General features: G+C 72.1%; 20 protein-coding genes. 14 read left to right on the forward strand and 6 right to left on the reverse strand.

The window, feature by feature from the left end:
* Nucleotides 1-148 precede the first annotated feature (148 nt).
* The 7 genes from OU787_RS25590 (at nucleotide 149) to OU787_RS25620 (ending at nucleotide 7,190) form a co-directional block, all read left to right on the forward strand.
* Entirely contained in the window at nucleotides 149-1,489 is a 1,341-nt protein-coding gene (locus OU787_RS25590; RefSeq protein WP_268660670.1) for a helix-turn-helix domain-containing protein, read from the forward strand.
* A 355-nt stretch (nucleotides 1,490-1,844) separates the two neighbouring features.
* Nucleotides 1,845-2,387, forward strand: coding sequence for a WhiB family transcriptional regulator (locus tag OU787_RS25595; protein ID WP_051816627.1), 543 nt, complete (start codon nucleotides 1,845-1,847; stop codon nucleotides 2,385-2,387).
* A complete protein-coding gene (locus tag OU787_RS25600; RefSeq protein WP_442788553.1) occupies nucleotides 2,384-4,051 on the forward strand; it encodes a DUF2637 domain-containing protein in 1,668 nt (555 codons plus the stop codon). Before OU787_RS25595 ends, OU787_RS25600 begins: the two co-directional genes overlap by 4 nt.
* A gap of 49 nt (nucleotides 4,052-4,100) precedes the next feature.
* A complete protein-coding gene (locus OU787_RS25605) occupies nucleotides 4,101-4,325 on the forward strand; it encodes a hypothetical protein (protein ID WP_268660671.1) in 225 nt (74 codons plus the stop codon).
* A gap of 264 nt (nucleotides 4,326-4,589) precedes the next feature.
* The gene (locus OU787_RS25610; protein WP_051816625.1) at nucleotides 4,590-4,994 is read left to right on the forward strand and encodes a plasmid mobilization protein; all 405 of its coding nucleotides are present in this window, start codon (nucleotides 4,590-4,592) and stop codon (nucleotides 4,992-4,994) included.
* Nucleotides 4,984-6,717 carry a relaxase/mobilization nuclease domain-containing protein gene (locus OU787_RS25615; RefSeq protein WP_268660672.1) on the forward strand — a complete coding sequence of 578 codons (1,734 nt, stop codon included), beginning with the start codon at nucleotides 4,984-4,986 and terminating at the stop codon, nucleotides 6,715-6,717. The genes OU787_RS25610 and OU787_RS25615 overlap by 11 nt, the downstream gene beginning before the upstream one ends.
* 164 nt (nucleotides 6,718-6,881) lie before the next feature.
* Nucleotides 6,882-7,190: a hypothetical protein gene (locus tag OU787_RS25620; RefSeq protein WP_268660673.1), complete on the forward strand. Its 309-nt coding sequence runs from the start codon at nucleotides 6,882-6,884 to the stop codon at nucleotides 7,188-7,190.
* Nucleotides 7,191-7,204: 14 nt separating this feature from the next.
* Here OU787_RS25620 and OU787_RS25625 read toward each other — a convergent pair whose 3' ends face one another.
* Nucleotides 7,205-9,550, reverse strand: a complete 2,346-nt coding sequence (locus OU787_RS25625; protein WP_268660674.1) for a hypothetical protein — start codon at nucleotides 9,548-9,550, stop codon at nucleotides 7,205-7,207.
* 244 nt (nucleotides 9,551-9,794) lie between these two features.
* Between OU787_RS25625 and OU787_RS25630 the strand changes: the two genes are divergently transcribed.
* The 6 genes from OU787_RS25630 (at nucleotide 9,795) to OU787_RS25655 (ending at nucleotide 16,316) form a co-directional block, all read left to right on the forward strand.
* Nucleotides 9,795-10,601: a hypothetical protein gene (locus OU787_RS25630; protein ID WP_268660675.1), complete on the forward strand. Its 807-nt coding sequence runs from the start codon at nucleotides 9,795-9,797 to the stop codon at nucleotides 10,599-10,601.
* A 43-nt stretch (nucleotides 10,602-10,644) separates the two neighbouring features.
* Nucleotides 10,645-11,919, forward strand: coding sequence for an ATP-grasp domain-containing protein (locus OU787_RS25635; protein WP_268660676.1), 1,275 nt, complete (start codon nucleotides 10,645-10,647; stop codon nucleotides 11,917-11,919).
* Nucleotides 11,920-11,996: 77 nt separating this feature from the next.
* Nucleotides 11,997-13,247 carry an ATP-grasp domain-containing protein gene (locus tag OU787_RS25640; protein ID WP_268660677.1) on the forward strand — a complete coding sequence of 417 codons (1,251 nt, stop codon included), beginning with the start codon at nucleotides 11,997-11,999 and terminating at the stop codon, nucleotides 13,245-13,247.
* Nucleotides 13,248-13,360: 113 nt separating this feature from the next.
* The gene (locus tag OU787_RS25645) at nucleotides 13,361-14,482 is read left to right on the forward strand and encodes an MFS transporter (RefSeq protein ID WP_268660678.1); all 1,122 of its coding nucleotides are present in this window, start codon (nucleotides 13,361-13,363) and stop codon (nucleotides 14,480-14,482) included.
* A gap of 58 nt (nucleotides 14,483-14,540) precedes the next feature.
* Nucleotides 14,541-15,782: an ATP-grasp domain-containing protein gene (locus tag OU787_RS25650; RefSeq protein ID WP_268660679.1), complete on the forward strand. Its 1,242-nt coding sequence runs from the start codon at nucleotides 14,541-14,543 to the stop codon at nucleotides 15,780-15,782.
* 132 nt (nucleotides 15,783-15,914) lie between these two features.
* Complete coding sequence (locus OU787_RS25655) at nucleotides 15,915-16,316, forward strand: hypothetical protein (RefSeq protein ID WP_268660680.1); 402 nt, start codon at nucleotides 15,915-15,917, stop codon at nucleotides 16,314-16,316.
* A gap of 176 nt (nucleotides 16,317-16,492) precedes the next feature.
* On the opposite strand, the gene OU787_RS25660 is transcribed toward OU787_RS25655, so the two are convergent.
* From OU787_RS25660 to OU787_RS25675, 4 genes are all read right to left on the reverse strand, one after another.
* On the reverse strand, nucleotides 16,493-16,858 hold the full coding sequence (locus OU787_RS25660) for a hypothetical protein (protein ID WP_268660681.1): 366 nt from the start codon (nucleotides 16,856-16,858) through the stop codon (nucleotides 16,493-16,495).
* A gap of 498 nt (nucleotides 16,859-17,356) precedes the next feature.
* Nucleotides 17,357-17,536 (reverse strand): hypothetical protein, encoded by a 180-nt coding sequence (locus OU787_RS25665; RefSeq protein WP_268660682.1) that lies wholly within the window; start codon nucleotides 17,534-17,536, stop codon nucleotides 17,357-17,359.
* A 128-nt stretch (nucleotides 17,537-17,664) separates the two neighbouring features.
* Nucleotides 17,665-17,901 carry a DUF317 domain-containing protein gene (locus OU787_RS25670; RefSeq protein WP_035954162.1) on the reverse strand — a complete coding sequence of 79 codons (237 nt, stop codon included), beginning with the start codon at nucleotides 17,899-17,901 and terminating at the stop codon, nucleotides 17,665-17,667.
* A 268-nt stretch (nucleotides 17,902-18,169) separates the two neighbouring features.
* Entirely contained in the window at nucleotides 18,170-18,808 is a 639-nt protein-coding gene (locus OU787_RS25675; RefSeq protein ID WP_268660683.1) for a hypothetical protein, read from the reverse strand.
* A gap of 270 nt (nucleotides 18,809-19,078) precedes the next feature.
* Here OU787_RS25675 and OU787_RS25680 point away from each other — a divergent pair, with 270 nt between their 5' ends.
* A complete protein-coding gene (locus OU787_RS25680; RefSeq protein ID WP_268660684.1) occupies nucleotides 19,079-20,578 on the forward strand; it encodes a hypothetical protein in 1,500 nt (499 codons plus the stop codon).
* A 35-nt stretch (nucleotides 20,579-20,613) separates the two neighbouring features.
* On the opposite strand, the gene OU787_RS25685 is transcribed toward OU787_RS25680, so the two are convergent.
* Nucleotides 20,614-21,390, reverse strand: coding sequence for a hypothetical protein (locus OU787_RS25685; RefSeq protein WP_268660685.1), 777 nt, complete (start codon nucleotides 21,388-21,390; stop codon nucleotides 20,614-20,616).
* Nucleotides 21,391-21,403: the final 13 nt, after the last annotated feature.

Raw genomic sequence — 21,403 nt, forward strand, 5'->3', positions numbered from 1 at the left:
AGGCACACCCGAGCCGGGACAGGACCGTCCCGTTGCCGGAGCAGCCGCGCCCTGACGCGCCTTCACTCGCCCTCACCCGTTCCGCGCTGACGGCACCGCCTGCCCTGGTGGCCGGTGCCGCGCGCACCAGGCGAAACCTTCCACCTCCATGCCTAGCTCCCTCATGCCCTCGCGCACCTCCGCAGACAGGGCACTGGGCGGCCCCGGCCTGCCCGTCCCCGACTCCGAGCAGTGGATCTCCACCACCGGCTCGCGCATCGCCCCCGACCCCTACACCTGGATGCAGGCCGTCCACTGGGCGCACGACCTCGGCACCCGCATACCGGTCCGCAGCCACGGTCCGCGCTTCGGCACGACCACCGTGCTGCTGGCCCAGCAGCTCGCCCAGCTCACCCCCTGCCGGCCCGGCATCGACTTCCTCGCCCGGATCCTCAAGGTCTCCGCGCGCACCGTGAAGTACCACATGGCGATCCTGCGGGAAGCGGGCCTGCTGGCCTACCGCGTCAAGGGCACGCGCGTGCGTCAAGGACGCCCGCTTGCAAGCGAGTTCGCCCGCACCATCCCCTCCTCCTTCGACCAGGCCCTGGGCCTGCGCACCGTGCCCTCGGACACCTTCATCCGCGCCGTCGTCGGCGTCTCCGAGTACGGCCGCGCCCAGCTGGCCCGGCTCGGAAAGAAGGCTGCACGCACCGTGCGCCGCAAGGCCCGCAGCACCAAGAAGCCCTCTTTTTCTGCGAGTTCGGATTGCACCCCAATGGAGGGTGGTTCCTGCACTGTCTCTCCTGCAGCACTTACTTCTTCTCCCTCTGAGGACGAGCCTCGAAGCGGGAAATCCAGCAGCTCCCCGACGAGAAGAGGCAGAACCCGTAAGGCGCTGAACGCGGTTGGACGGCGCTACCAGCTCGGCCTGGAACTGGTCCGGCAGGTGCCGTGGCTGGCCGGCACGCCGGTCGCGCGGGTGGCCTGGGCCGCACGGCACCTTGCCGACGCGGGCTGGACGGCCCACGAGGTCATCGCCGTCCTCGCCCTGCGCGCCCCTTCCGACCGGATCCACCGGCCCAGCGGCTTCCTGACGGCCCGCCTGATCGGCGTGGAGAAGCTGTTCGACACCCCGGCCAAGCGCGCCAACCTGGTCGCCTGGTGGCGCCACAGCCCCCAGGCCAGCCGAGAGCGCCACGTCGAGTGGAGCAGCTCGTGGTCCGCGCCGCGCAGCAACGCAGTGCGCCGCCTGGTCGGCGAAGCCTTCACCGCTTCCAAGCCCAAGCCGCACCTCGCCGAGCTTCCGGCGGAGCCCACTGACGCCGAGCAGGCCGAAATCCGCACCCTTGCCTGGCGCCAGTACCTCGCAGGCCAGCCAGAACTGGTCATTTCCGCCATCACCCTCGCCGGCCGAGACAGCGCCGAGCAGATCTACGGCACCGACCTCGTCCAGCGTGTCGTGCGCCTCGCCAGCACTTCCAGCCACCTCACCACCGGAGCCCCCCGATGACCCCGCCCCACGAGCCGCGCGACATCCACGTCCTGGCCGACCGCGGAGGCAGGGCCGCGCCCACGCCGACCACCAACACCACCAGGCCGGACCGCCGCCCGCCCGGACCGCTCAGACCCCGGAAGAACGCCTCGCCCGGCTACCAGCGCGCCCTCGCGCAGCTACGAGCAGCCCGCACCCGCGCCCCCGCCGACCCGCTCGCCACCCCGGCCATCGAGCACAAGGTCCGCGCGCTGGCCAGAACAGCCCACGTGCCTGCCACCAGCAACCGAGCGGCCCAAACCCCGCCACCACCGCAGAGCCGCCACCGACCAACCGCCTGCCCCCGCAGGCCCGCCTCGGAGACCACCGCACCGTGCCCGACACCCAGCCCACCCCGATCCAGCTCGCAGGCCGCCGCCGTGACCACAGCTGGACGACCGACGCCGCCTGCGTCGGCACCGTGAACCCGGATCAGTTCCACCCCCTCCCCGGCGAGACTGAGGAGACCGCCGCAGCCAAAGCGACCTGCGCCGCCTGCCCCGTCAGCCAGCAGTGCCTGGAGGAGGCCCTGGACCTGAACGACCGCTGGGGCATCCGCGGCGGACTTTCCGAGGCTGAGCGTCTCGCCCTCCACCGCAGCGCCGGCGTGTTCCGCTGGGAGGAACAGCGCGTCCGCGACGCCCTCGCCGGTCGGTCGGTCCACCTCTCCCGGCCGGAGCGCCTCTCCGTCGTGACGGTGGCCGCGATCCTCGACCTGGACGTGAACACCTGGGCGCCCGTGCTCGGCATCAGCCGCAAGTACGGCCTGGAACGCCTGCGCGAGGCCCGCTCCAACATCGCCAACCAGCCGCTCTCGGTCCGGCGCGAGCAGCGCATCGCCGCTTCGCTGGCCGCCAGCCGGGCGGTGGCCGCGTGAGCGAGGACCAGCGGTCCGCAACCGGCATGTCCTGGTGGGACAAGGCGGCGATCGGCGTCATGGGCGGCGTCGGCGGAGCCCTGTCCTACGACGCACTGCAGCAGATGGCCGTGGCCATGCACGTCCGTCCCGAATTGAGCTACCTGTTCCCCGTCGCCATCGACGGGTTCATCGCCTACGGCACCAGGGCGCTGGTCGTGCTGAAGGAAGCGCCGCTGAGGGCCCGGATCTACACCTGGTCGGTATTCGGCAGCGCCACGGCCACGAGCGTCTGGGCCAACTGGACCCACGCCGTGCGCCTCAACGACCTCGCGCCCGCCGGCGAGGGCCTGCACCTGCCGGACTGGTCCGTCGGCGTGCTGAGCACCATCGCCCCGCTGGTGCTGGGCGGCGCCACCCACCTCTACATCGTCATGTCCCGGCACACCTCCGGGGCCGACGCAGACCCCGAGACCGGCTCGGCTGCCCCTGGGCCGGGCAAGACCCGCTGGTGGAGCCGACGGGGAACCTCCACCACAGGTGCCCATGCCAATTCCGCGGTCCGCACCCGGTGGTGGAACCGCCGCACCGAAGCCGCCGCTCTCGACCGCGTGGCGCCCACACCCGCAACCGAGCACCCCGAACTGCCCGCAGTCCCCGGGCCGTCCCCGGTGTCCTTGACCAAGGCCCCCGCGGAGTCTGCTGCCCTCCCACCGGGACCGGCCACGGTCCCGGGGACACAACCGCAAACCGGTCCCGTCCCCGGGACCGCGCCGATCCTCGGCGGGAGCGTCCCCGGTCCCCAGACCTCCGCGCCCGCCACCACCACCGGGACGGTCCCCGGGAACGGAACGGCCCCCACCTCGCAGACGGTCCCCGGACCGACCGGGACCGTCCCCACCACCCCGCCCCCGGTGAGCAACCCGGCGCGGATCGTCCCCGCCGGGACCGAAACCGCCCCGCAGGTGCACGCCGCGCCCCCCGCAGTCCCCACGGAGACGGTCCCGCCACCCGCCGAACCCGGTCCCCGGCACGGGCCCGCACCGGTCCCCGACGGCGGTCCCGCCCCCCTCCCGGGAGAATCCGACGGAACCGGGTCGGTGAGCGAGACCACCGCGACCGCACCGGACCGCACACCCGCGTCCCCGCCGGCCGTCCCCGCCCCGCCGAACGCCGCAGCAGAGCACCAGGTCGACCCCGGGACCGTCCCCGCGCGGCCGACCGCACTGCACGCCGTCCCGACACCGGGGACCGAGCGAGCGAGGACCGACCCCGAAACCCGGTCCCGCCCGGTCCCCGTGAAGGACACCGGTCCCGGGACGGGGACCGCGCAGACCCCGGGCACACCCACCGTCCCCGCCGGGGACAGGCCGGGGCCGGGACCGGGGACCGTCCCGAGGGCCGCCACCACCTTCGAGCCCGTCCCCGCCTCCCCGTCCCCCGTCCCCGGCACCGGAGCTGGACCGGACCGCGGAGCCCGCAAGCGCGAGCTGAGCGAGGACGAACTGAAGGCCCTGCTGCCGATCGGCCGCACCGTGGCTGCTACCGCCGAGGGACGGCTGACCCGCGAGACCCTGCGCGCCGGCCTCCGGGCCCAGAACGTCCCGATCAACAACACCGCGCTCGGCCAGCTCCTGCGAGAGCTGAAGGAAATCGAGGGCAAACCACCGCCGGCCCGACGCTGACTGCCCCGAAACCGGCCGAACAGGCCACCATCCCACCCGAGGAAGCGACTTGACCGCCAACAGCACCACCGACGAACACCTCTCCACCGGCCTGATGACCCTGCTGCGCGACCAAGGGCTGTTGCACACCGCCGAAGGGGCGAGCGACGGCAGCTGGATCGTCCGCCGGACCCGCAGCGGCCCGCAGTTCGTCCTTGAGACGCCGCCGGACGCGATCGAGTACGCCGTCGAGCTGCTCGTCGACTACCAGCTGGAAACCTCCGGCACACGGTGAAATAGGCTGCCGTAAAGGTGACTTGACCTGCACCAGCAGGACGGGGACCGGGCACCGACGGCGCAGCAAGCTATCGCCTGGGGCAGCCCTACGGGCCACCCCAGGCACTTGCCCTCGCCCCACGGGGGCGAGGGACCTGGGTGGAGTCGAGCGAGGGCGCTCGGCTCCACCCAGGAGCCCGGAGCGAGGGCGCTCCGGGAACCGAGGAAAGGAGAAGCCGCGATCACGCCACAACCCCAAGACGCTGAAGCCGAGTTGACGCCCGTGCGCCGTCCGCGCCGCCGCCACCGCGACGCCCAGCAGCGCCCCCACCGCATCGTCACCCGCTTCAACACCACCGAGCGCGACGAGATCACCGCCGCTGCCGAACAGCGTGAGCAGACCGTCTCCCGCTTCGTCGCCACCAGCACGCTCGCCGCCGCCCGCGGCCACAGCAGCGCCCGCGACCCGCAAGACCAACTCGACCGAGCCGTCGACACCCTCGTCTCCGCCCGCGCCCACCTGGCCCGAGTCGGCAACAACCTGAACCAGATCGCGTTCGCCCTCAACTCCGGCGGCCAGGTTCGACCCGCTGACCTCGACGCCACGCTCGGCGCGGTCCGCGCCGCCATCGCCACAGTCGACCGCACCGCCTACCAGCTCGCCATCAGGGCCAACGGTGGTCCCTGACATCAGCCGCGGGTCAAAGACGTACGGACTGCTGGCCTACCTCTTCGGCCCCGGCAAGCACGACGAACACGTCGACCCGCATATCGTCGCGAGCTGGGACGGCTTCGCCCCGGACCCGGGCCGCGACCCGGCCGCCACGCTCTCGCAACTGGAGGCCGCCCTCGACCTGCGCGTCAACCAGCTCGGCGACCGACGGCCCAAGCGCCACGTGTGGCACTGCCCCGTCAGCGCGGACCCCGGCGACCGGCTCCTCACCGACGAGGAGTGGGCCGAGGTCGCCCGCCGCGTGGTCGCCGCAGCCGGCATCGCCGAGCCCGGCGACCCCGACGGCTGCCGTTGGATCGCGGTCCGCCACGACCCCCGGCACATCCACATCATGGCCACCATCGTGCGCGGCGACCTGCGCCAAGCCCGCCTCAACAAGGACGCGGAACGCGCTCAGGCCGAATGCCGACAGATCGAGAAGGACTTCGGCCTCAAGGAGCTCAACCAGGGTGACGGAACCGCCGCCAAGCGGCCCACCAGCGCCGAGGGCCACAAGGCGCAACGGCTCGGCCGAGGCGAACCCGTCCGGCTCCAGCTGCGCGACGCCGTCCGACGCGCCGTCGCGGGCGCCGCCGACGAGGACGAGTTCCTCGACCGGCTCAAGACCGCCGGCCTCCTGGTCAGCCTCAAGATCGCACCATCGGGCGACGTGCTCGGGTACTCCGTCGCCCACCCGGACGATCGCAACGCGCAGGGACAGCCGGTGTTCTTCGGCGGCTCCCGGCTCGCCCCTGACCTGTCCCTGCCCCGCATCCGCAAGCGCCTGGGCACCGGGCCGCTCCAGGCCGTCGACAATGCACAACCCGCTGGCGCGGCGACTGGCCAGGCCCGCGTGCCGGGTTCCCGGGCCGCTCAGGCCCGACGCGGCGCCGCCGACGCGGTCGAGTCCGCCGCCCGCGCCATCGACGAAGGCGACGACGGCCAAGTCGCGGCCCAGCTCGCTGGAGCGATCGAGGTGATCGACGTGATCGCCATCCGCGCCCCGGCCGACACCAGGGCCCAGCTCCTGGCCGCAGCACGGGCGTTCGAGCGCGCCTCGCGCAGCCACGTCCGCGCCGAGCGAGCCGACAACCGCGCTCTGCGCTACGCCGCCCGGCAGATGCTCTCCAACGGCTACGCCACCAACCGGGGCGAGGACGGCGGGGCGACCGCGATGCTGCTGTCGGCCCTGGTCCTGCTGGCCATCGCCGCCGCCCGCTGGCATTCAGGGCGCGGTCACGCCCAGCAGGCCGCCGCCGCCGCGGCCGCCGCCCGCGAGCTGCGGGCGGCGTACGGGACGGTTGCCGCCAGGCCCATGGCGGCGATGGCCCAAGGCGGCCGGAGGCTGCCTCCGGAGGTCCGCGAGCGCCAAGCCGAGATCATCCGGACCCGGCTCGCCGAGACCGAGGGTGCCCCACGGGAGAGGGAGGGCTGGGACGCGCTCGCCGCGACCCTCGCCGAGGCCGAGGCCGCCGGCCACGATCCGGCCGCGCTGCTTGATGAGGCGAAGTCCTGGCGGGAGTTGGACAGCGCGGACTCGGTCACCGCGGTGATGGTCTGGCGGGTCCGCCGGATCGCAGGGTTGTCGGCCGTCCCCGCCCCCGCGCCCGCGCCCGCCGCCGTGCAGCGCGGTAGCGGCCCCCGGACCGGGCAGGCAGCCGCAGCGGCTCCAGCTCCGCGGCGGCGCCCGACGCGCTGACAGACCGGCACGCCGTTGGAACGGACGCGCTACCGTGGTCGCGCCCTGAGAAAGCAGCACCGAGGACGCCAGCCCGGCCGGGCTGGCGTCCTCGGTGTTTCCGGCACCCGCCGGAGCACGAAGGGGAGCAGAAAACAAAAATCGAACAGGCGTACGATGCCGTTGTGAGTACAGCCCTCCCGCACCCCCGAACCGGCAGTCGCACCCTCGGGAACGCTGACGGGGACGCGATGCCCGCGCCGGCCGCGCTGCTGATCGGGCCTGGCCGGACCTGGCCGGCGGAAGCCCGCTGGGTGCGGGCGCAGATCCGTGTCGGCGGGCAGTGGCGCCCCGCCCGGATCGAACACTGGAGGCTGCGACTGGGAAGCCTCAGCTGGTCCGCGCAGGTCAGTTGGCACGACGAAGACGGCCACCTGGTCAGCGGGTGGTACCTGTGCCAGCCCGCCGGCCTGCGTCTGCTCGGTGGCCGGTAGCAGCCGAGCAGCGTCTACGCCCCCGGTTCTGCGGCACCGTGCTCACGGACCGCAGTATCGAGGGCCCCGAGAAGACGGAGCAGAAGGTTCGCGGCATCGTCCCGGTGCTCGGTCAGCGCCCAGGAGAGAACCGCGATGTGTCCGGGGACTGGGGCAGCGCCGCCGCCCGCAGTCTTCAAGACTCGCGCCACCTGGCCGTGGCTGACGGGCTTGCCCTTCTCGACCAGCGCAGCCAGGTCGGCCGTCGCGGCACGCAGCCAGCCGAGGCCGTCGGCCGCGGTCGCAGGGACTGGCTTCTGCGCGGCTGGGCGAAGGTCGGCCTGGTCCAAGACCTCCAGCTCCAGCCCGGCCGCATCGCACAGCTCCCGCGCGGTGTCCCGGACGGCCTCGGAGACCGGGGTGACCGAGGCGAGCAGGTGCACGTCCGCCCCGAGCCGCTGGCTCAGCGCGACGTCACGCCGGAGCTGGGCCTCGTCGAACTCCGAGGCTGAGGTCTTCACCTCTCCGGAGAGGACCTTCCCGTCCCAGACGCCGTAGATGTCCACCTCCTCCTGGGTGCCGTCGGCGAAGGTGACGTCGGTGCCGGGGAGGAAGTGGGAGCGGGGCTTGCGCCGGCAGAGTTCGGCGATGACGAGCAGATGCGGCAGCAGGCCGTTGTCGCTTGCCCGGTCGGTGAAGCTGTCGAGCCGGTAGTGCACGGCGGTCGGCGCGCCGCCGGATTGGTAGGCGGACACTGCACCGCACCCGGGGCACTGCGGGGAACCGCTGGTCTGTCCGAGGGGAACGAACGACCGGCTGGTGCACGAGGGGCAGACGCTCTCCAGGCCGCGTTCGGCCCAGCCCAGCGCGCACAGCCGCTCCAGCGCCGCCGCCCGGTCCTCCGCCCTGACGTTCGGCACCTTGTCGGCGGGTAGATAGCGGCGCTCGGACCGGCCGCCCCACGTGGCGGCCAGCTCGGCGAGGTCGGCGTCCGGATCGCCGTCCGCCCGAAGCTCCTGTAGCCGCTTCAACAGCTCCTTGGAGCGCGGCGTGGTCAGGGCGATGGCCGCCTCGTAGACACCGGGTTCGAGGAGTGCGGTGCTGTCGGCGCGCTCGGCCAGGGCCGTCCCCAGCCGCCCTGCGGGGGACAGCTGGTGCCCTGTCGCGACATCGTCCAGAAGCCGTTCTGTGGCCTGCGGCAGCAGGGGGAAGGTTAGTTGAACGGCGAGCTGATGGGTCATCGGCAGGAACGCGAGCTGCAGCTTGCCGTCCCGCCACTGGGCATCGGGGTGGACGAGCCGGGCGATGGACGGGCGGGCGGGCAGGCCGAGCAGGGGCTCGCCCCAGAACCTCACGAGGGCCCCGGCGTGCCCGTTGAACCGGACGGGCTGAGCGAAGCGCAGGGTGCTCGGTCCGTCGGCGAAGACCTGAACGTCGAAGGACGTCGGCACGCCGTAGTGGCGTTCGAGGGTCACCCAGGCTGTGGGGTCCAAGTCCGTCCGGAAGGTGAACGGGGCGGTCCGGGTCGGCGGCACGGGGATGCGCACTCCGGCCCGCGGCTCCTCCTCGGTGGGCTCCAGGCCGAGCACCGAGGCGAGTTCCAGCAGCTGCTCGGGCGACGCCGAGCGGCTGACGAGCGCCACGTCGGGGGCGAACTGGCCGGGGCGAGAGCCGAGCAGATGAGCCACCTGCTCCGGGAAGTCGATCCAGTTCTTGACCGCGTCGGCACCCGGCAGCAGCAGCATCGGCATGTCGATCGTGTCGACCGGCCGCATCGCCCTGGTGTTCCAGAAGTCGAGGCTGTCGGCGAAGCCCTCGCCCTCGACGACCCACAGGACCATCGAGGTGTGCCCCGGGGTGGGGCTCAGGTACTCGCCGAACTGCGCGATCGTGCCCTGGATCCGGGTGTCGCTCTGCAGCTGGTACCGGCCGAACTCGTCCTCCCGCTCGCTCACCCTGGCGTGCTCGCGGAGGCCCGGCTCCACGCAGCCGGCCACAGCCAGCTGCCACAGCGGCCCGGTCGGGCTCGCTGCGATCGGCGCGTATGCCGCGTCCGTGAACTCTCTGACCTCGTCCGGGGAACAAGTGAACACCACGCCGTACTTCCGCATGTCCGCAAGCGCAACGAGGGGCAGCCCCAGGCCCGCCGCGATCTCCTCGGCGGCCAGGGGGTCGGCGTCGATGTTGACGAGCGCCTCGACCTTGGCGACGCGGACGGTCTGCTCGTGCAGCGGGGACAGGCCCGAAGCCAGGGCCTCGACGATGGGCTCGGTCATGCCGCCCCACCGGCTGCTGGCCTGCGTCACGGCCGTACGGAACCCGGCCGCGCTGCCGTCTGCAATCAGATAGGCCGCCCGGGAGGGGAGGACGGCTGCCTCCATGCCCGCCTGCCCGAGATATCTCCTCGAATTCACGGCGCCAAGCCTCTCACCGCGGTTGCCGAACGCGGAGCGAATTACCCCAGAACGGGAGGCTTCCTGTTCGCCGAGAGGTGCCTAGCACAAGATCGGCCGGATGCGTCCGGCCGCGCGGCGCGGAATCTGGTGATCCGCCCGCCGACGGACGCGATCGACGCTGCGTCGGCGGGCGCACCACACCCGTCCCCGTGCAGCAGAGGAGAGTGACGTGGAATCCGAGCCCCAGGTGACGGTCCTGTTCACCGAGAAACCCCACGAGCTGAACGCCTACGTGTACGGGCCGTTCACGCCCAGGACCATCGACGCTGCACGGATCAGCCGACGCTATCCGCACATCACCGGCCCGCTCGAACACCGCGGGCTCGAATGCGTCGAGGACTTCGGGCTGAGCGACTACATCGTCCACGTCCTGCTGCCCGACGGCAGCCACCTGACGATCTCCCCGCCCCAGGAGACCGGAAAGATCGCAGACGCCGTCTCCGGCTTCCCCGACAGCTGGCACGTCACCCGGGACCACCCGGACGCCACCGACCAGTTCGAAGTGATCTACGACAGCGAGCCCGGCGGTCCGCACGAGCACAACCGGGGCAGCGTCCCTGCGATGCTCGCGGCCGTGTACCAGCGCCTGGAACAGCTCGGCGTTCCCGGCCGCGAAGAACTGCTGGCCACCCAGACACGCGCAGAGCAGCTTCTGCGCGAGGCGGGCTTTGTGGACCACTCCACCACCACGGACGTTCGGTTCCAACTGCCCCCCGACGTGACCGGGCTGGCCGCGCGAAGCGTCGCGGTCACCCGCGCCGTCCGGTCCTTCCAGAGCGAGGGCATCGGTTACGCCTGCCCCGCCGACCTCCTCGGCGTGGTCGTCCAAACCGCGCCCCCAGCGATGCCCCCGTCCAGCCGCGACTCGGCCGCCCGCGCCAGCTCGGCTGCCCTGCCCCACGTCGCGCTGGAGCCGACCGCACCTCGCGAGTGGAGCACCGGCCAGCACCACCAGCCAGTCGCACGCCAGCGGTAGGGCCGCGCAACCCTCCCCGAACCGAACAGAAAGGAGCGTGGGCATGCTCGTTGTGCTCTCCGCCCTCCGTTCCCAGCTTGAGGACCTGCTCACCGAGCGCGGGCAGCAGATCCTCGTCGTCGTACCGCCCGCCGTCGAGGCCGACCGCAAGGCCCGTGGTGTGCCTTATTCGATGCTGACCGTCGCTGCGTGGGACGATCGGCGCCAGCTGTCCGCCCTGGCCGGCGAATTGGCCGCGCTGCCTGTCGAGTCGGTGGTCACCACCGACGAGCCCTGCTTGCGGGCCGCCGCGTTCCTGCGTGAACGGCTCGGCCTGCCGGGCCAGTCCAGGGAATGCGCAATAGCCGGAACGGACAAGCACATCCAGAAGGACGTGCTCACCGCCGCCGGCGTCCCCGTCGCTCGGCACGTCCCGCTGGACAGCGTCGCCGACATCGAGAGTGCCGCAGAGCTGCTCGGCTGGCCGGTCGTCGTGAAGCCCCGTCGGGGGTTCGGCGCGATCGGTACCCTCCTCGTCCGCGACCAGGCCCACCTCGTCCGCCTGCGTGCCGAGGGTGCCTTTGGCCCCCAGGCGCTGCCCGCCAGCCTTCACGCCTCCGGCATCCACCATGGGCTGGACCACGCGAGCGGTGGCCTCATGGCCGAGGAGGGGATCGACGTCGCCGCCGAGTACCACTGTGAGATCCTGCGCCACCACGGCCGGGAGGTCTACGCCGTGCCGGGCCGATATCCCGGCCCGCTGCTGGACACCACCCTCCTGGGTTCGGTGCTGCTGGGTCCGGACGACGAACACGCCCGCGAAGTCGTCGACTTGGCCCGCGCCGCAGCCGACGCCCTCCAGCTGGTCACCGGGTTCGCCCATGCCGAGATCCTGCTCGCACGCTCCGGTGACCTGCTTGTCGGGGAGATCGGCCTGCGTCCCGGCGGCGCCATGCTGCCCCACCTGCTCGGGCTCCAGCATGGCATCGATCCCTGGGCGCTCGCCGCCGACCTGGCGATGGGCCTCACACCGCAGGTGGACCTGCGCAGCGCTGGCCCGGTCGTCGCCTGGGCCGCTCCCATCGCCCCGCCCGGCTGGATCATCGACATGGACGGCGTCGAAGCGCTGCAGAAGCGGCCCGGCGTCATCGACGTGCACCAGATCGTCCACGTCGGCCAGCAGAGCCCCGCCCGCGTCGGCACGCTCACCCCCGCCGGCCACGTCTTCGCCGCCGCCGCCACCGCCGCGCAGGCCGAGGCCCGCGCCCGCCAGGCTGCCGCTGCCTGGCGGATCACCACCAGCGACCGCCCGCCGCACCAAGCCTCGCCCGTCCGCTAGGAGCCCGAAGCGCAGGACGGCTTCCCAGTATCGCCACCACCCCACCTTTCTTTCCCTGTACCGGAGCGACCCACCTGATGCACGTCCTCGTCCTGTCCACCGGCAATCCCCTGCTCGAAAACGCCCTCCTGACCGCCGGTCACACCGTCACCGTCCTCCAACCTGCCGGAACCGCTGCCCTTCCCGGCATCGAGCAGCACACGGTCGAGCACTGGGACGACCTGGACGCCCTGACGGCCCTGGAGCCCGGCCTGCCCGACGTCGCCGCCATCGCGACGATCGACGAACAGGCCATCGTGGCCGCCGCGCACCTGCGGCAGCTGCGCGGCCTGCCCGGCCTGACGGTCGAGGCCGCCACCGCCTACACCGACAAGGCCGTCATGAAGACCACCCTCGCCGCAGCAGGGCTGCCCGTTGCCCGGCACCGGGTGGTCCACCATGCCCGCGAAGTCGCCAGTGCAGCAGGCGAGTTGGGCTGGCCTGTCCTGGTCAAGCCCCGCGGTGGACTGGCCACGCTGAACACGTTCGTCGTGCGCGACCGGGAGCACCTGAAGGAGCTGGTCGACGCCGGGGCGTTCGATGCCCGGATCACCGACCCGACCGGCCGCCTCACCGCCGGCCACGTCCTGGACTCCCTGCACGGAGCCCGGGACGGATTCCTCGTCGAGCAGTTTCTCGACGTCGAGGCCGAGTTCTTCTGCGACCTGTACGTCCACCGCGGGACAGTGCTCCTTGCGGTGCCGGGTCGCTACAACGCCCCGCTCCTGCAGAGCCTCGGCGCCGCCTCCTTCGACACCGCTCTGCCGCCACAGCACCCCGAAGCCCGGCAGGTCGCCGACCTCGCGGCCCGCGCCGCCGCCGCGCTGGGAGCACAGAGCGGTGTCGTGCACTGCGAGATCCTGCGCGACCGCACCGGGGGCCTGTTCGTCGGCGAGGCCGGCGCGCGACCGGGCGGCGGCAGCATCACCGAACTCGCCAGCGTGATGTACGCCTTCGATCTGCCCGCCACCCTGGCCGCCCTCGCCACCGACCAGGCCCCGGACCTCGACGGCACCCCGCGCTTCCCCGCGCTCACCGCCGTCATGATCACCGCCCCCGCCGGGACGGTGACCCATGTTCCCGACCGGGACACCATCGAAGCGCTGCCCGGCGTGCTCCATGCCGACATCCGCCTCACGGTCGGCCAGCCCGTACCCACCGGGATCGGCACCATGACGCTCGCCGGCCGCGTGCTCTACGTCCCCGACGACCTCGACACGCTCGACCAGGAGGTCGCCGACCTGCGCGCAGCCCTGGACATCCGCGTCGAGCCGCTCACCACCGACTGACCACCCCACTCGAACACGACTGCCGGAGCAGCCTCTTGTCGACAGCCGCCGCCCCAACCGGACCGGCGACAGCGCCCCCCACCACCCGCCTCCCGGCCGCCTACTGGGTGCTCGTGATCGGATTCGGCGCCAGCCGCATCGGCGCCGTCCTTGTCCCGTACCTGACCCTCTACCTGGTCACCCAGCTCCACCTCTCGGTCAGCACCGCCGGCCAAGTCCTGAGCGTGTTCGGCGCCGGATGGGTACTCGGCCAGCCGCTCGCCGGAGCCGCCGCAGACCGCATCGGCCGCAAGAGCACCATCGTCGTCTCCCTCACCCTGACCGCCGCGGCGTACGGGCTGCTCGCCCGCGCCACCACCGTCCCCGAACTGGTCGCCCTCGCCGCCGCGATCGGCTTGGTCTTCGACGCGCCCCGCACCGCGATCACCGCATGGATCGCGGACCTCCTCCCCGAGCAGCAGCGAGCCCGCGGATACGGCCTGCAGTATTGGATGATCAACGCGGGCGGAGCAGGCTCCGGAATCCTCGGCGGCTACCTCGCCAGCTCCCACATGGCCTGGCTCTGCCTGGTCGACGCGCTGACCTGCCTCGCGTTCGCCGCGGCCATCCTCGCCCTGCCCACAATCCGCGACCACCCGGCCAGCGCCACCGACCCCGTCGGCTACCGCAGCGTTTTCGCCGACTGGCGCCTGCTGTCGGTCACCGGCCTGTCGCTGGTCACGCTCACCGTGTACCAGCAGATGGTGTACGGCATCCCACTGGCCATCCACGCCGACGGGCTCTCGCCCGCCGTTTACGGTGCGGTGAATGTGGCCAACGCGCTGACGGTCCTGGCGCTGCAGCCCTTGCTACAGCCGCGGATGGACCGAACCCCGCCGCTGTGGACGTGTGCGGCGGGAGCCCTGGCCATCGGCCTCGGCATGGGCGCCAACGGGCTCGCCCACTCCGCCACTGCCTTCATCGCTGCCGCCATCGTGTGGACCCTCGGCGAGATGGCGTTCTGCGTCGGGGCCGCCGCCTACGTCGCCAGCCTCGCACCGGACGGCGCACGCGGCCGCTACCTCGGCGTCTGGGGTGCCGCGTTCGGTGGCTCCGCGCTGGCCGCACCGCTGATCGGCGCCGCCGCCCTCGACCGAGGCCCCGGCTGGCTGTGGGCGGGCAGCACCCTCCTCGCCTCGGTCTGTGCCGCAGCCCTGGCCCTCCAGGCCGCTCGCCGCCGCCCGAACAGCGCCTGACCGGCTTCCCCGCCCTCGCCGACCGCCTGAGCTTCCCAGCCCCGACCGGAAAGACCGCATGCCGCACGCCGACGACGACACCGTCCTGCTCGTCATCTCCATGGGCAACCCCGCCTACCGCTCCTACTGCCTCGAAAGCGCCGCGCGCCGCCACCGCCTGGTCCTCGTCGACTCCACCACGCCGACCTGGCAGCTGGCGCACATCGTCGACCACGAGGTCGCCGACCCCCACGACCTGGCCGCCCTGCGCGGTGCCGTCGCCCGCCTCGCCGACCGCCACACCATCGCCGGCGTCCTCACCTGGGACGAGTACTGCCTGCTGCCCGCCGCGCAGATCGCCACCGACCTCGCCCTGCCCGGCCAGTCGTCCGCGACCGCCGCCGCCTGCCGCAACAAGGCCGCCGCGCGAGCCGTCTGGGCAGCCGAGGGCGTGCCCTCCGCCCAGTCGATCCGTGCCACCTCGCTCGTCACCGCGAGCACCGCCGCGCGCCGCATCGGATACCCCGTCGTCCTCAAGCCCGCCGCCCACGCCGCCAGCATCGGCGTGATCAAGGTCGAACGAGCCGAAGACCTCCCGACCGCCTTCGCCTACACCTGCGACCACGCCGGCGACCAGGGCGAGGAGGGCTCCGGCGTGCTCGTGGAGGAATACCTCGACGGACCCGAAATCTCGGTGGAGTGCGTCACCGTGCACGGCATCACCACCCCGGTCGCCGTCACTCGCAAGATGCTGGGCCCCGAGCCGCTGTTCCAGGAGGTCGGCCACACCGTCCGCGCCGACGACCCGCTCCTCGCGCAGGTCGGACCCATCGCCGAGGCCGCCCTGGACGCCCTGGGCGTCAACACGGGCGTGTCCCACGTCGAGATGCGCCTGACCGCCGGCGGCCCGCGCCTGATCGAGGTCAACGCCCGCCTCGGCGGCGACCTCATTGGTCGCCTGGTCCAGCTGGCCACCGGGATCGACCTGCCCGCGGTCGCCGCTGACATCGCAGTGGGCCGCGAACCCGACCTCACCCCCACCCGGCGAGAGGCCGCCGGAGTCCGCTTCCTCTCGCCCGCCGCCTCGGGCACCCTCCAGCGAGCCGAAGCCCGCCCCGAACTCGGCGCCCCGGACTGGCTGGAGCGACTGTGCTTCGAGCACAAGGCTGGCGAGCAGATCCTCCTCCCCGACCACGGCGGCAACCTGCACACCGGTCGACTCGCCCACTTCGTCGTCACCGGCACCGACACCGACCAGATCCACGCCCGCCTGGAGCAAGTCGCCAACCTCCTCGACGTGGAGGTGTCCGAGGCCACCTGATCGGGCCCACCACGGTCCCGGCGGCACACGAACCGAGATAGATAACGATCAGATATCGGCTGCTGATTCCGGGAATACTCGGGCCCGAACCCCGGTTAGAGCCACCATCTCTCTGACGAAAGGGCTTGCAGCTTGTCGGACTCGCCGAGACGCGATCTGAACCCGAACGACCCCTCGAACCTCCCGCCGCTCTCCGAAGCCGACCTGCACATCCCGGACTATCCCGTGATGGTGCCCGAGCCCGCTCCGGGCGGTGCCGTGATCCGCGTCGTCGAGTACCCCGGCGAACTGAACCCGCGGGGCACCCTCGTCCGCTGCTCCTCGTGCCGCGCGAACCGCGACTGGCTGCTCCTGGAGACCCGCCGGCGCGTTTTCGTGCGGTGCCGGTGCGGATACGAGTGGGAGGAGGGCGAGCTGGACATCGACTTCTTCGAGGCGAACTTCTCCTATGCGGACCGGTCCTGGAGCGATGCCGAGCAGGCGCTGACGGACCTCGGGTTCGGGGGCGAGTTTGCCGGGATCTACTTCAACTGAGCCTGCGTCAGCAGGGCGGCGGGCGGGGCGAATTGATTTCCGAAATTGGGAATCCGTGACTGTTCCGGGTTGACCTTTCGCTGTCCTGGCTGTGTTTGACGCTGCACATGCCGAAGGGCGGTGGTGCACAAGGAACTTCCTTGTGCACCACCGCCCTTCGGCATGTGGTGAGAGCATCAGCCCGCCAGCCGGTACACCGGATTCTGCTCGTCGTTGGAGGCGGTGACCGCTCGGGAGCGCGCCAGCCGGACCAGGGAGAGTCTCACCGTCGCCGGTCGCAGCGCAGACCCTGCGGCGATCTGGTCGATCCGGCCCTCGCCGTGCTGGTCGAGCCAGCCGAGCACGGCGCCGTCCGCATCGGCGTCCAGGCTTCGGGAGATCCAGTACAAGGTCAGCACGCTGGTCGCGAGGGCGACCAGTGCGATGGCGGTCGCACGGCCGGGGCCGGAGAGCGCCAGGATGACGGTTGCCGCAGCCAGGGCGGCGGTGGTCGCGGCGGTGGCGAGGGCTGCACGGCGCAGCTGGCGGCGGCTAGCGGGCATAGCGGTCAGGATTCCTCCTCGGGAATGGGGGCATAGCGGGAAACGCGGAAGAAATCGCAGTCCGGGCGTGGAGGCCGGATGCGGCAGGTGCGGCAAGCGCCGGGGGAGCCTGGGCGTACGTGGTGGTGGCACACGGTCCGGCCCCCGCCGACGGCGCGGATCGGATGGGCGACGACTAGTTCGTCCAGCGCGGCGGGTTCCACCCAGCCACAGCCTCCCACTGTTGGGGCCGCGCCGTCGCGAGTCGGGGTTCCCAGTGGTGCGATCAGGTAGCGGTCAGCGGGGGCGAGGTAGGCCAGTACGGCGAAAGCCGGACGGTTACCGTCCGGGTCGAACGGGCCGTAGGCGGTGCCGAAGGCTCGGTGGACGGTGGCGGGATCGAGGACGTCTCCGGACAGCTCGATCGGGAGCGGCAAGGGGCCTCCGAGGGCGATGGACTGGTGCGGCACGGTTGCGCCGTGACTGACCGCCGGGCGGTGGGGCCCGGCGCTGGTCGGTTCACCGGTTCCGGCGGCGGAGGCGCGGAGGGCGGTCGCCGAGGGCGTCAGCGACGAGCGGGGGCATCGTCCACAGCATCAGGTAGACGACCGCCAGTTGGAGGGCGCACAGCACGGCGCTGGCGGACATCAGCGGTCGGCCGGGCCACAGCAGCACCGCGTGGAGGAAGCTGGTGTACACGGCGCAGCCGGTGAGCCACTCGGTCGCCTCGATGCGGTGCAGCAGGCGGGCCTTGGCACGGGTGGAACGCAGGGTGGAGATGCGGGGTTCCCTTCGGGTCGGGTCGGGTCGGTTCGGCGGGCGTGGGCTCAGCGGCCGGGATGGTCGACGAGAGTGCGCAGGACGGAGAGGACGACCTCGACCGGGGTGTGGCGGTCGAACCGGGCCCGCCAGCCGGGCTGGCGCGCGGTACCGTCCAGGGAGATGGTCCAGGTGTCCGCGCGCGGGTTGTCCGGCTGGTAGCCCAGGTACACCCGGGTGCACGGGGACGCGGCGTGCAGACCGCCGTCGGCGTCGATCACGTACGTCCAACGGTTCTCGTACAAAAAGGCGTTCAGGTCGGTCGGGTTCCCCTCGCCGAGGAGCCAGTCACGGGCCGGGACGGTGTCGCCGGGGCGGAGGCTGGGGGCGGAGGGCGCAGACAGGACGATGGTCAGGGTGTGTCACCTTCCTCGACGGGTGCGGCCGGGGGTCCATGTTTGCTTGGAAGCGCCTGGATCACATAGTCCCGTCAAGGGGTTGGTGCAGGTTGTCTGCCGCGTGCGAACGCGCTGTAGCCCGACCCCAAGTGGGTTCGGGCTAAAGCGCGTTGGGTCAGCGGTGGCGGGGTGGCGGCGGCGAGGCCGGCGTCCTGGCGAACAGCGGTTCGGTGGGCCCGGAGCGCTGCTTCATCCGGGCGATTGCGGTTGCGAGGCCGGAGGGCATCGGCAGAGTCCGGGAGCCCGCCGCTGCGGGCGTGATGGTGAGGTGCCCCAGGTGCGAAGAGGGCAAGGCCCGCGGGGCGCGCTGGACCGGGGCGGGGTCGGCGACGTCGGCGTAGAGCCGGCGGACGACGCTGGCGGGCGTCGCGGGGGAGAGAGTGATCAGCCACCGGTGCTCTGCGCTGCCGCCGAAGAACCAGTAGCCGGCGCGGCCGTCGCTGCCGGGGTCCAGGGCGGCGAACCCGCACAGCCCGGTCGGGGCTGCGTGCAGTTGTCCGCCGGGACGGTCGACCTCGACCGTCCAGCCGTCGGCTGGCGCCCACGCGGTCTGTAGGGCAGGGCGTGCGGTGGCGTCATCGAGCACGAGATCTGGGCGGTCGCGCAGTTCCCGGGCGAGGTTCTGGGTGAGCGGCGCGAGGAACTCTTGCGGAGTGTGCTTGGTGATCACCGCCTGCCACAGCGGGCTGCGGCCCGGGTCGCCGACCTCGACCACCAGGTCGGCCGAGGCACGCAGGCTGCGGTCGATGAGCACCGCCCGGCCGCACGGGCTGCGCGTGGTACGCAGATTGTTGTGGTGCGTGGCCCGTTGCCAGCCGAAGCGGGAGGCCAGCGCACCGGTGATGGTGAAGAAGTCCGGACGGCCGCCCGCGAGATAGCGCGGGGTGACCTGGACGAGGGAGGGGGTGTGGTCGTCGGTTACGTCGTACCTCCTGGGAACGGGGGCGATGGCGCGGCGCCTACGGCTCCGGAGCGGGCCCGGGGCTGCCCACGAAGCGCCGAGAGGATCTGGCAGGCTCTCTCCATGGCGATGATCCCTCCACCCGATGCCGCGGACTTCACCTTCACGCTGGCCGACGCACTCGACATCCCGGTCCGCGTGCGCTCCGACGGGGACCTGACGAAGTGGCACAGCCGGCAGGCACCCAAAGCTGTGCAACCGTGGTCGACCGCCGGTACCCTCCCGCCGGACGGCGAGTACCTGGCGACGACCACCTGGCGGCAGCTTGTCTTGGCGGCGACGAGCGCAGGCCGTGATCTGGCCCCCTGGCTGGGCAAGACGCCGGCGCTGGCCGTCAACGAACTCATCGCTCGGGTGGCCCCGCTGCAGGCGTACCTGGCCCTGGAGGACGTCGCGGCACCGGCCGGAGCGGCGGGGCGCCGCCTGTTCGTCAACACCGTCTACCGCCACGGTACGGAGCGCAGCGCCCACGCAGCCTTCGGATACCACCTGGGCATGACGATGGCCCAGTGGCTGACGGTCGGCATGGCAGGTCTGCCAGCCACCGTCCACCTGGAGGCGTGCGGGATCCCGGAGCTGACGGATCCGACCAAGAAGTTCCCGGATCTCTACGGCAACCACGTGGTCGAGGCACTGCCGTGGCTGATCGAGGCCAAAGCGGGCAAGGCACTGGGAGAGCCCGAGATGCGCAAAGGACAGGGACAGCTGAACCAGGCGTCAGCGAAGCTCGCGGTCCCTCATCGGCAGGTGCTCTGCGGAACGGTGCTGCCCAAGCCCCATCGGTGGAAGGACGACCACCTCGTGATGATGGTGCACACCGCTCTCGCCGCCCCGTCCCCGGACGGCAGCGTCTACTCACTGCCGGACCCGCCGAGCGGCGGAGACGCTCCTCCGTTGGACGAGACCCCCGACGAGTTGCTCCGGGCCACGCGGGCAAATCTGCTCGTCTTCCGGGCGTTGGCCTTCGGGGCGGTGCAGGACCTGCGGGTCGTCCCGCTCGCGAACGCAGCACCGGACTCCGCCGGACACGTCCGGCACGACGGCAGGGCACAGCCGCTGGAGCGGGACGCGCGTACCCGTGAGTTGCGCGCGATGGTACTGGACGCCGGAGTTCCTTACGAGTGGGTTCGCGCCCACGAGGGCGATTCGGTAAGGGAGTTCGTGGTCGGGCGCATCCCCGGCATCGGCCTGCACCTGGGCTTGTCGCTCGGCATGTTCGCAGCCTGCGCCCGTCTCCACCAGGTGCAGGCAGAGGTGCCGGCGGAGGAGCCCCTGTTTCCCGCGGATCCGGTTCTAACAGGGCGCGGGGAGGACGAGGAACGCGAAGCGGTGAGTCGCGAGGCTCGGCGCACTTTCTACGAGCGCGAGGACGAGCGGCTGGAGACAGCCAGACGGGACATGGCCCGCGCGTACGCGACCCGAGAGGTTCCGACCTGGCTGCTGCGCGATGCGCCGACCGTGGTGGAACGGCCGGAAGCCCGAGGCGGATTGCTGGAGGCGAGGACGGCCGAGACGTACGTCGCAGTGGAATCCGCCGATCCGATCCTGTCGGGACGCCGCTGACCGCAGCGTGAGGGGCTCGCTCCCTGGGGCACCGTTCAGCGCGGACGTGAGCGGGCCGGTCCCGTAGGGCTGTAGTGCAAGGGGGCGGACGGAGGGGTGGGTGGAGGAATCTGCCGCAGCGCCGGATGCGAAGCCGAGCCGTGCAGCCGGGCCGCAACCGACCGGGCAGCCTGATCGCCATCTCCTCGTCCTGTGCGGCGGGGATCGGCACGGATGAGACCGCGGAACCGCTCCGGGATCTGCTCCGGCTTCCGGGCCGCGGCACGCAGCAGCGCCGCAGTGGAGACGGTGAGCAGGTGGTCAGGTGCGTTGTGGCTGAACTGGACAGTCCACACAGCTCCCGTCTCGGCGGCGGCAGTCAGGGCCGGGCCGGAGTAGGGGGCCGACTTGGGCCAGGAGAGGGCTGCGCGGCGGTCGGGGGCCGCCACCAGGCGGTACCCGTCCCGGTTGAACCCGGACCAGCCGGAGGCCAGCAGCAGCACGGTTGCCCGGTCGCCGGTGATCGGTGCGGCATCGGCGGCGGGACCAGCCTCGGCCTCCTGGGCTGCGGTGACGAGGGCGTAGGGGACTTCGGCGGGGACTCGGTCGCAGAAGCGTACTGTCCACCCCGCTGTACTGGTCAAAGTCCACTGCTGGTGCTGCCGGTTGAGGGCGAGTTCTTCTTGTGGACTGATCAGGACCAGAGCGGGTGGCGCTTCGACGGGCCGGTACCAGCCGTGCTCGGAGGCGAGGTGGAAGGGGAGGTCGAAGCCGTCAGCGAGGCGGGCAGGGCGGACGAGGACGTCGGATCGGAGCGGTGCGGCAGGGAGCAAGAAGCGGGCAGCT

Origin of the sequence: Kitasatospora sp. YST-16, assembly GCF_026802215.1 — a bacterium.
GTDB classification, from domain to species: Bacteria; Actinomycetota; Actinomycetes; order Streptomycetales; family Streptomycetaceae; genus Kitasatospora; species Kitasatospora cineracea.

Coding starts and splice junctions, on each gene's coding strand:
- OU787_RS25590 (WP_268660670.1), top strand. CDS start 149: ATGCCTAGCTCCCTCATGCCCTCGCGCACCTCCGCAGACAGGGCACTG.
- OU787_RS25625 (WP_268660674.1), bottom strand. CDS start 9,550: ATGGAGGCAGCCGTCCTCCCCTCCCGGGCGGCCTATCTGATTGCAGAC.
- OU787_RS25635 (WP_268660676.1), top strand. CDS start 10,645: ATGCTCGTTGTGCTCTCCGCCCTCCGTTCCCAGCTTGAGGACCTGCTC.
- OU787_RS25640 (WP_268660677.1), top strand. CDS start 11,997: ATGCACGTCCTCGTCCTGTCCACCGGCAATCCCCTGCTCGAAAACGCC.
- OU787_RS25650 (WP_268660679.1), top strand. CDS start 14,541: ATGCCGCACGCCGACGACGACACCGTCCTGCTCGTCATCTCCATGGGC.
- OU787_RS25660 (WP_268660681.1), bottom strand. CDS start 16,858: ATGCCCGCTAGCCGCCGCCAGCTGCGCCGTGCAGCCCTCGCCACCGCC.
- OU787_RS25680 (WP_268660684.1), top strand. CDS start 19,079: ATGGCGATGATCCCTCCACCCGATGCCGCGGACTTCACCTTCACGCTG.